At 60.5% G+C, this 9,556-nt stretch carries 8 protein-coding genes; all 8 read right to left on the reverse strand.

Annotated features, from left to right (window positions below; translation table 11 throughout):
* Positions 1-714 precede the first annotated feature (714 nt).
* A complete protein-coding gene (locus tag VAE55_RS07015; RefSeq protein ID WP_322815081.1) occupies positions 715-1,467 on the reverse strand; it encodes a hypothetical protein in 753 nt (250 codons plus the stop codon).
* A gap of 35 nt (positions 1,468-1,502) precedes the next feature.
* Positions 1,503-2,429, reverse strand: a complete 927-nt coding sequence (locus VAE55_RS07020; RefSeq protein ID WP_322815082.1) for a hypothetical protein — start codon at positions 2,427-2,429, stop codon at positions 1,503-1,505.
* 33 nt (positions 2,430-2,462) lie between these two features.
* The gene (locus VAE55_RS07025) at positions 2,463-4,460 is read right to left on the reverse strand and encodes an ATPase, T2SS/T4P/T4SS family (RefSeq protein WP_322815083.1); all 1,998 of its coding nucleotides are present in this window, start codon (positions 4,458-4,460) and stop codon (positions 2,463-2,465) included.
* 10 nt (positions 4,461-4,470) lie between these two features.
* On the reverse strand, positions 4,471-5,730 hold the full coding sequence (locus VAE55_RS07030) for a ParA family protein (RefSeq protein ID WP_322815084.1): 1,260 nt from the start codon (positions 5,728-5,730) through the stop codon (positions 4,471-4,473).
* 75 nt (positions 5,731-5,805) lie between these two features.
* Positions 5,806-7,011: an ATPase, T2SS/T4P/T4SS family gene (locus tag VAE55_RS07035; RefSeq protein ID WP_322815085.1), complete on the reverse strand. Its 1,206-nt coding sequence runs from the start codon at positions 7,009-7,011 to the stop codon at positions 5,806-5,808.
* Positions 7,012-7,508: 497 nt separating this feature from the next.
* On the reverse strand, positions 7,509-8,318 hold the full coding sequence (locus VAE55_RS07040) for an SAF domain-containing protein (RefSeq protein WP_322815086.1): 810 nt from the start codon (positions 8,316-8,318) through the stop codon (positions 7,509-7,511).
* Between the two features lie 24 nt (positions 8,319-8,342).
* Positions 8,343-8,864 carry a hypothetical protein gene (locus tag VAE55_RS07045; RefSeq protein ID WP_322815087.1) on the reverse strand — a complete coding sequence of 174 codons (522 nt, stop codon included), beginning with the start codon at positions 8,862-8,864 and terminating at the stop codon, positions 8,343-8,345.
* Positions 8,865-8,873: 9 nt separating this feature from the next.
* The gene (locus VAE55_RS07050; RefSeq protein ID WP_322815088.1) at positions 8,874-9,284 is read right to left on the reverse strand and encodes a TadE family protein; all 411 of its coding nucleotides are present in this window, start codon (positions 9,282-9,284) and stop codon (positions 8,874-8,876) included.
* Between the last annotated feature and the right edge of the window lie 272 nt (positions 9,285-9,556).

The following is a 9,556-nucleotide window of genomic DNA, read 5'->3' on the forward strand; positions in this document are numbered from 1 at the left end:
CCCTGGATCAAACGTCTGCCCTCCCCTCTCCAGCCCCTGCTATGCATTACCCACAACTGGTGTCAACCACGTGCGTATCAGCGAGGATGATCGCTATGGGTGCTGTTGGAGCGACTGACCCGGTGACAGTGCCCCGCTCCAGCCGTGCCAGCACGTGCTGGATGGATTGCATTACCCGCTCGTCATGCGCATGTCGCAGCGTTTGGCGTGCGGCAGCCATGCTGCCGCGCCCAGCCGCGCTCACGATCTGGCGCGTGGCCCACCGTTACCCATCCTGGTCACGGGGGTGCTGAATGTGCTCGTGCCGATCAGCGAGTCGATCAGACATGAATGCGATCCCTGCACGTAGATGGTTATGTTGCACGAGATTCGTGCCTGCGCACCAGCAGCCACGGCCAGCACCCGACGGCGGTGGTGGGGATGCCTGCACGCAGGCTGGAAACCCGCGCCACGGGGAGCGCGTGCAGTCTGCCTGACACAGCGCGACATATAGGTAATGCATAGCGGGGGCGAGCTGGAGTGGAGGCGTGTTGCCTCTCCCCCTGGGCGCAGCTCACAATCGCCGATCCCCCTCCTGACGGCACTGGGAGCGCGAGCCTCCGGCTCGCCAAAGCCTTGCCCCCATCCCCCCACCCCCTGATCGTAGACGAATCAAACCAGTACACCGCCCCTACCCCAGCTATTTCCTATTTCCTATCTCCTATCTCCTATCTTCTAAAACACCGCAAACACCTCACTACCCACCACCATCACAAATAGCAGGTTCAACAAAATCCCCACGACCAGACTGATCGCGGTCAACAGCAGCAGATAGACCGTGCGCCGGCGAATCAACCGGCGAAATTCACCCTGTAACAACGCTTCCAGGGTCTGCTGCTGCGCAGCGAGCACCATCTCAACTGGTGTACCCTCTGCTTCTGCCTGAGCAAGCGCCGCCGTAGCATCGATCAGTTCACGACAATTGGAGCGACGGGCAACTTCGGCCAGTGCCGCAAAGGGGCGCATCCGCTGCTCTTCGCTGAGCGCCAACGCCTCGGCGACGAGGCTCCGCATTGGCGCCTGGCGGGGTGTTGCCTGCGCACAGTAGCGTCGCAACAGCAGACTAGGGGCTTCAAAGCTGCCCAACGCAACCCGAATAAAACCAATCAAACCCGGCGTGAGGCGTCGTAATTCCTGGCTAAGCCGCTGCTGATCACGCTGGGGCTGACGCGCCCATTTCAGACCAAGCGCCAGATAGGCCGCCAATCCTAATCCCACCCAGATAATCCCCCCGCTGAGAGCAGCGCCAAAACAGAGGAGAGCGATCAGTAGTCCACCACTCTGGCCGATGATCAGCCGTTGTCGTTCATTCAATGGTCTCGTCACCAGTGGTTGCTGGCGAAGCGCTACCCCAAGTGCGGCCAGCAAGGTGCCACAAAACGCCGCCAGCAACGCCGGTGCCGCAGGTGTTGTGAGTAGATGAGGCATATGCAGCTCCTGAGTAACGATGAGTACCTCGATACCTAATAATCAACATCCTCGACCTGTGAGAACAGGAAGCCACCGATCATCGGTGCCAGCAAAGCCAGGGTCACGATGACGGCAAAAACCATCCCCAGCGGAGTGCTATACGCGATCCGTACCCGCTCCCATTGGGTCGCGATCAGGTATAGAGCCATTAGACACCCTGCCCCACCGACGGCCAGACCGCTGTAGCGCATCTGGGCCAGTTCGGTCAGTGCCTCTTCCCGCCGTCGTTCCGACACCTGAAGCGCCGCGTAAGCCGCAGCACAACGCCGAGCCTGCAAGTCTTGCGGTTGATCGGCGGCAACCGCCAGGTGATTGAGCAGGGTTGCGTGGCGAGACGCTGAGGTTTGGGCAGCCAGTGCCGTAATAACCTGACGAAGTGTTGCAATGCTCCCGTCGGCGAGCGGTGTCCCCTGTTGCCGAAGTAACCACCTCCACTCGTCGCGTAGTGGCCCATCACCCATATCGATCAGGATACGCTCCAGGGCAGTACGAAGACCTAAACCGCCACTGAGCAAAGCACTGAGGCGACCGATAGCCGGGGTCAGTTCCCGTTCCAGATGCCGATTGTAACGTGATTGGTTAACGGCAAAACCGATACGCACAACCAGCGCTGCCACCACCGGCGCAACCGCCAGCGCCAGCCAGATTGAGCCAATCCATCCCAACACCAGACTACTCAGCGTCGCCGCTCCGCCGGCCAGCAGCAAGGCCGTATTCGTTCCCAACAGCGCTGGCCGCCAGACCAGCGCCGGATCGCAGACCGCTGGCGAACGCGAGCGATCAAACCGGGCAAGGAACTGCATAAGGGGTTGCCGGAAGATAAAGGTAGCGGTCATGGTAATCAATGCAGCCAGCAAAGCCGGCACCGCACGTACCAGCCAGGCCGTTTCGGGATGGGTGAGCGAGTCAATGCCAGGCATATCATTATCCTTTCTCGGTAGTACAGTGCCTCATCACGCACAATTGCTTCCCTGAGCAGTGACCAACGCTTCGCGCATACACAGGGCAGCCGCAACCGGCGTGAGCGCCGCTGAACTGATTTCACCACTCGCCACCAGCATATTCAGTGCGCTGTAGCGCGTTCGCAATAGCGCCAGTGCCGTCTCGTCACTCAAGCGAGCTGGATCGAGCCTGATCATCAGATCGAGTGCATCGCGGCCCCGACCCTGGCGCAATGCCTGATCTGCCCTGGTTATTGCTTGCTGCGCCTCTTGATCGGCTCGCTGTCCGGCTGCAATCTCCCCGGCCAGCGCAGGCCATCCGCCGGGAGGAGCAAAGGCTGCATAGCGTTCGAGATCGGCGTTGAGGTCAGCATACAGACTTGCCGCACGCTCCCAGCGTCGACTGGACAGCGTAGCCAGAATCTGTTCACAGGCTTCGCGTGCTGCCTGAGTCGCCTGCTGTGATCGTTCTGGTAGCATGGTCAGGGCCTGACGTGCTGCCTGGGCCAGCCGTTCATCCTGGCGCTCTTCCCATGCCCGCCGCAGGATCGCCAATGCCCGTTCAGGGGCACCGGCCTGGCGAGCGAGCGCGGCCTGACTCAATGCCTCTTCTACAATTGCCCGACTGCTGGCGACGGCCCGCGGCCGCTCGCTCATCTTGAGCAGGCGCAGCCGTTGTTTGAGCATGTCAGGCGTCTGGTCGGCTCCATCCCACATCAAGGCATCGCCCTCTGCCCGTGCCACGCAATACCAGCGCAGACCGCTGCTGTCAACTTCTGCCCGGGCCAGGGGAACGATCCGCGGGCGCAAGCCGGTAGCCGTTTCTTCACAACCGTCAAGCAGTACCACTTCATCAATGTAACGTCGTCCGTTGTTGCGACTCAGATGGATCACGACGTGAAAGTTGTCGCAGATGTCTTCAAGGGCATTCGTGCGCCGTCCCTCGTAGAGGTATGCCCCAGGCATCGCCGCGCAATCGGCCAACCGGCTGACCGCACGCAGCGCATTGCGGGCGTGAATTGTGGTGACAACCGCGTGACCGCTGACCGCAACGGCCAGAATGGCACCTGCTTCAGCGGCACGGGTTTCGCCCGGTGCGACCAGTGATGGCGTCTGGCGCAAAACTTCACGGGCTGCCCGCCCAAAAGCGTGTGGATCGAGGCTGGTCTGCACCAGTTCCCGCGTCCACGCCGCATGGCGAACATTGATCTCCAGGGTATTGTCCTCGATAGTGATAACGTGTGGTTCTCCCGGCCACGAATTGACAATCGCTTCCAGCAAAGCTGTCTTCCCGCAACCGGTTTCCCCGGCGATCAGAAACGAGCAACGGGCGCGCACCAGCAATCGCAAGAGCGCAAACAGCGCTTCATCACAGGCCCCCCGCCGCAGAATGTCGTCCAATGTCCACGCAGTGCGCCGCCCGCGGCGAATACAAATCAACGCTGTATCATCAGGAGTACAGGGCGGAATAGTAACGTGCATACGTGTGCCATGCGCCAGCGGCAGGGTGTCTTGTGGCCGGCTACGGTCGAGGGGAACCGCCAGCCGCGATGCCAAAACCAGTGCCCGATCTAGCGCCTGGCGAGGCGAACTGAATCGTTCAGGCGCGAGTGTAAAATCAGCACCCTCCTCTTGCACCATGATGCGGTTGCCGATGATCTTCACCTCCTGGATACGCTCATCGTCCAGATATGGCTGCGCCGGCCCCCAGCCGATGGTGTCGCGAAAGAGGCGCAGCAGACTGGCATCATCAGTCGGCAGACCGGCCAGCGGCCCACCACGTTCAGTGTGCGAGCCGATAGCGGCACGCAACACCCGCAGCACCGCCGGATCGCGTTCGGCAGCGGGAGCCACCGGATCGAGCAGATCGGGATGCAGCTCGGCGAGCAGGATGTCGCGTGCGGCTTGTAACACTGTCGCCGTTGGATCGGTCACCTGATGCGACGTCGGCAAGAGATCGGCCAGTCCACCCTCTTCGATAACGGTTAATGGTCGGTAGGCAGGATGCATGGTCACCTCCTTATGACGACATTGCCGGTACCGGAGCACGGTGTGTAAACAGCCCGGCAAAGCGGTGCCACCAGGCGGTTTGCGGCATTGGCAGGCGCGGCTGCAAACCAGCTTGTGCGCACAGTGCCTCAACTACCTGATGCGTGGCGCGGGCGAAACGACTGTGCGGGCCGAGATCGAGCATCGAGATGTAGCCATCGTGTTCATCGGCGAGGCTGGCTAACCGTGGTTCGCGTGGCAGCGTGCCCAAACTACCAACACGCGGGTAGCGACGGGCGAAGAGTTCAGCCACCATCCCAACCGTCACCGTCACACCGCGTTCTGGCTCCATAAAGAGCAGCGAACAGCGTTCGAGCCGCTCCGGCGCCAACTCGCTAAAGTGTTCGAGCATATGCCCCACTCCCATCCGCTCGCGAGCACCGGGAGGCGTCGGCAGCACAACACTGCCACCCGCCTGCAACACGTGCGTTGCATACGGACGACGCAGGTAGTCGGGAGGAGTGTCAATTAACACCACATCGTACCCTTCAAGGGCAAGAATGCCCTGGTACAACCCTTGCCAGTCGGGTAAGCGTAAATCGTTTTCGGCCCTGGCCACGGCATGCGATCCGATCAGCAGATCGATCCGCCCCCAGCCCTGCTGATTGGCACGGGTATGCTCAGGCTGGAAGATGAAGGGTTGAATACCGGTCGGATTCCAGTGCGATGGGCCGCGCTGCACCAGGTGGAGGTAAGAAGGAGCACTAGCCGGAATGCGGAACGCCGGCACCAGACCGGGGTTTGAGATGTCGCTGTCCCACACCAGGACATCGAGACCACGCCGACGCAATCCTTCGGCCAACACACAGGTTGCGAAGGTCTTGCCGATACCACCCTTCGCCGCCCCAATCGCGATCACCGGCAAGCGCTGCGTCCCGTGACCACGTCGTCGGCCAATCTGCGCTCCGATCCAGTCGGCCAGCGCGACCGGATTACGTTCAGCCGTAGCCGGTAACCCTGCCGCCTGCGCATCGGCGAGAGCCGCCCGGGCCGGGCCGGTCAACCCCAGTATGACCCGCACCCCAACCTGCTGCGCACGCGCCGTTAAATCCCAGAGATCGGCCAGGGGCGTACCCCGACTATCATCGAGGTAGAGGGCATCTGGCGGACGTGACCCGCTCAAGAGGCGTTGTACCTGGTCAATCCGCGATGGTGCCAGCACTGCAACATCGCGCAATTGCTCAACTTCGGCCTGCAACCCTTCAATCGCACTAAAGATGATCAGTTCCATAGCACAGCTCCGTTCACATTGATACACTGGAAACCCGCAACGGATAACGCTCCAGGGCTATCTGAAGCAACCCCATCACATTCGCCCAAGCCCCCAACCGGCATTGACATACCCGGCCCGCATCAGACGGTCACTGCTACGTTCGTAACGGAAGAGCGGATTGGTCGGAAATGGGTCGCCACTCTGGCCCTGCGCACCCTGGGGAAGCACCTCCTCAATCGCAATCACCCCACGTTTACCGGTTGGCGTTCGCCCAATCTGCACAGCCAGCAAATTCACGACATCCGACGTAATCAGACCGCGTACAATCTGCGCAGCCGCCTGGCCGGCCCCGGTCGTCTCCTGAGCCAGACCGATCAGCGCCATCCGCTCCAGATTGCGCAGCGCCCCTTGCACGGTAGCGGCGTGAATGGTGCCCAGGCCAGGGTGACCGGTGGCAGCGGCCTGTAACATCGCCATTGCTTCACCACCACGCACTTCGCCAACAATGATGTAGTTGGGTTTCTGCCGCAGAGCAAACGTTACTGCCCGGCTGAAGCCACCCGTCTCCGTTGGAGCTTCGATATGCAGGCTATTGGCGCTCCGCGGTAATTCGCCACCGTCTTCGATCACCACCAGCCGCATATGCTTGCCAATCGCCTGCGTCAACGCAGCCGCCAGCGTCGTTTTGCCACTCCCGGTTGGCCCGGCAATGAGTAGCGATGCCCCACCGTTCAACGCGGCTAACAAAAGATCACTCGCTTCACGGGTGAGTACGTGGCTTTGAACCAGATCGTCAAGCGTTGCCCATCGTTCAGGGAGCAACCGGATCGAAAGGCTCGGCCCGGCTGGGGAAGCACTACGACTGGTAATCGCGTAACGCAACCCATCAACGACACCCTGAACGAACGGCGGTAGTGGCTGATCAGGTGCAATACCCTGGCTACGCCAGACAAGCTGCCGTTGTGTCCAGTCAATCCAGGCCGGATGAACCATCACCCCGGTATTAACCATCATCCCCCGCTGCACAACAAAGAAGGGCGAGTCGGCAGGGCCATTAAAGAGAATGTCCGACACCGCGTGCTCCGGGTCGCGCCAGATTTCCAGAGGGCCATACCAGCCCACCTGCCGCCAGCAGATCGTCTTCCCCAGACCAAGTTGGGCAAAGGCTTCTTCAGGCGGAACGTGCCAGTAATCCCGCAAGCGACCACTGCGGAGCAACATACGCAGCTCCTCGGCAACCGTCGCCCCATCCTCGCTACCGTGTACCGCTTGACCTGGAATATCCCAATTCGCGTACATGCCACGTCCCCTCCACTGGAGTGTGATGGTAATGGTTATTGATGTCATTTCAGACCGACGACAGCATCGCTGCGCTTGTAGCCAGCCTGGATATCGTCAGCAATGCTCTGCCAACCACGAGAGGGTTACAACCGCTTTCATCCTGAAACCGTTCACGTTTAAGGGCGGTCAGAACGTAAACGTATAGGTTAACGCAACTTTTACTGCAGCGGGACCGGGAAGCCCCAACACCTGCTTCTGGTCTCCGCTCCCACCAGTTCAGCACCGGCCACCTGCACTACCCTCCTTCCTGCCGCAGCGGACGCCCCTGCGTAGGCTTCTGGTCACTTGCGTGTGCAGTCGAACACCGCAATCGCAGTGTAGTCGCCGCAGTGGATGCCCCTGCGTAGGCTTCTGGTCACCCCTCTCCCGCCGTGCGGGAGAGGGGTCGAGGATGAGGGCGTTTAGCTCATCCCCATGCGCCTGCAACCTCACGTTCTGTACACCCCTGAAACTGCTCACGGTTGTACATCGTCTACTGCTGGTGCCGGCCTAACTAATTCCTCGACCGTGATCTGACCAATGTCCAGCCGATCCAACGCCGGCAAGATCGGGGAGTCACTGCCGTAGCGTTCGCCCCACAACGGCAGACCGGCAGCCTGTACGGCCTGGATCACGTGTGACTGGTACGGCGTCAGTTCCAGGTAGGCAATACCTGCCTCTCCATCCACGTAGAGCACTCGTGCACCGCTGAGCAAACGACACGCATACGGTCGTGGCTGCAACGGCGAGTCTGGCGGATTCACGGTTGGTTCGCGCCCTGCGGCTGCCTGCCGTGCCTGATCACAGACATCGGGCGACCCATTCGGATCGCTGAAGCCGATATTGACCCGATCACGATGGGTGAGCGGGCCAATTGTCTCAGTGCTGAACGGCACCGCAACCATCCCCGGCGTCAACGCCTCACCGTTCGGGTAGACCGGTTGGGTTGGTGCCTGCTCCATCAGCATCGAGGGCTGGAGCAGATCGTTCGCCGCAAGATGGCGGGCTGCATACTGCCCGACGGCCAATGCCGGTGAGCTAATACCGGTCAGTTGCACCGGGCGATGACGGGGAAGCAGAACAACCGCAAGATCATCGGCACTGATTTGCTGTCCATACGGTACATCCCGCGTCAGAATCACCACCGGCTCGCTACGGCTTGCCTCCAGAAAAGCAATCACAGTAAAGACAGCCGTGATAAGCAAACCCAGACCGATAAGGATCGTCGGTAGGGGATTGCTGCGTCGGCGGCTCAGTGCCTGATGAAGCGTACCAATTGCAGACATATGAGTGCTCCTTTCATTGCAAGGTTATGGCCGACTCAGGCGATCAATCGTATCAGCGGCACGAATACGCGGGCGCATCTCTCCTAAACCAAACAGACCGTGCAGGGTTGGTTGCACTTCAGCACATAGCAGTGGAGTAGAGCTGGTCACATACGCACATGTCCCTCCTTGTGGTAACACTGTCCAGCGCACAGCCGCGGCCAGTTTGTCTGGATCATGACCGTCTAGCCGCGCAGTCCGCAGGTTGGCGAGCAGAAATTGATGTGCTACGTTGACAATCGCCGCGCAATGACCGGGATTCGTGACAGTTACTGCCTGACAGGTGCGGTTACCGCGTAGCGATTGCGTATTACGGGCCAGCATCGCGTAATCAAGGTGCTGTACAGCCGAGCGCGTTGCCTGCTGAAGTGCATCTTCGAGCAGCGCCACGTCCAGCCAGAGGTTAGCCACCTCAATCACCACCAGGATGAAGAGTGTCAGCGCTGGCAACATCAGCGCCAGGATTGGTAATGCCTGCCCGTGATAACGTTGATGACGGTGCCACATACGCCTCTCCTACTGTTGATCGCGCTCGGCAGCCCGCGTGGCGCTGGCTCGTACCACCATGTCCTCGCTAAAAGGAAGCAGTGCCGTTGGTGCCCAGAGTGAGGCCCGGTAGCGCACCTCAACCGTGATCGGGTCGTAACGCCGGCATGGTCGGCGCGGACATGAAATGACAACCTCACTTGCCGCTACGTCGATGCCGAGGCTTCCATGCAGTGCCTGCCGGGCTGCGAGTTCAGTTGCGGCACGATCACCTCCGGTCAGCGCAGCCTGATGCACTGCCGCCCGTACCGCCTGATTGACGGCATAATGAATAAGCAGAATTTGCCCCACCGTAAAAAGACCTATAACCAGGGTGAGCAAGATCGGGAGGGCCAGTGCCATCTCGATCAGTGTCTGTCCCGGCGGACGATAGTGTTTCATCGCATGCTCCTTTTCTCAACCGGTTGCAGGCTGTGAAACGATTTGTTTTGTGACCTGGAACCAGCCTGTGCTAACTGTCTGTCCTGCTGAGCTTTGTTCATCTGATGACACCCTCACCGGTGGCGAACGGCTGTACCTGCCAAACGCCTTTGGTTTCGCCGGACGCACATACTCCCTGGAACTCACTGCTTAACCCACCAGTCCGACCGGCTGGGCTTGGTGAGCTGATGACGCCTCCCTACCGATGGCAAACGGCTGTACCTGCCAGACGC

The sequence above is a fragment of the Chloroflexus sp. genome (assembly GCF_034432675.1).
Lineage (GTDB): Bacteria > Chloroflexota > Chloroflexia > Chloroflexales > Chloroflexaceae > Chloroflexus.

Coding starts and splice junctions, on each gene's coding strand:
- VAE55_RS07015 (WP_322815081.1), bottom strand. CDS start 1,467: ATGCCTCATCTACTCACAACACCTGCGGCACCGGCGTTGCTGGCGGCG.
- VAE55_RS07020 (WP_322815082.1), bottom strand. CDS start 2,429: ATGCCTGGCATTGACTCGCTCACCCATCCCGAAACGGCCTGGCTGGTA.
- VAE55_RS07025 (WP_322815083.1), bottom strand. CDS start 4,460: ATGCATCCTGCCTACCGACCATTAACCGTTATCGAAGAGGGTGGACTG.
- VAE55_RS07030 (WP_322815084.1), bottom strand. CDS start 5,730: ATGGAACTGATCATCTTTAGTGCGATTGAAGGGTTGCAGGCCGAAGTT.
- VAE55_RS07035 (WP_322815085.1), bottom strand. CDS start 7,011: ATGTACGCGAATTGGGATATTCCAGGTCAAGCGGTACACGGTAGCGAG.
- VAE55_RS07040 (WP_322815086.1), bottom strand. CDS start 8,318: ATGTCTGCAATTGGTACGCTTCATCAGGCACTGAGCCGCCGACGCAGC.
- VAE55_RS07045 (WP_322815087.1), bottom strand. CDS start 8,864: ATGTGGCACCGTCATCAACGTTATCACGGGCAGGCATTACCAATCCTG.
- VAE55_RS07050 (WP_322815088.1), bottom strand. CDS start 9,284: ATGAAACACTATCGTCCGCCGGGACAGACACTGATCGAGATGGCACTG.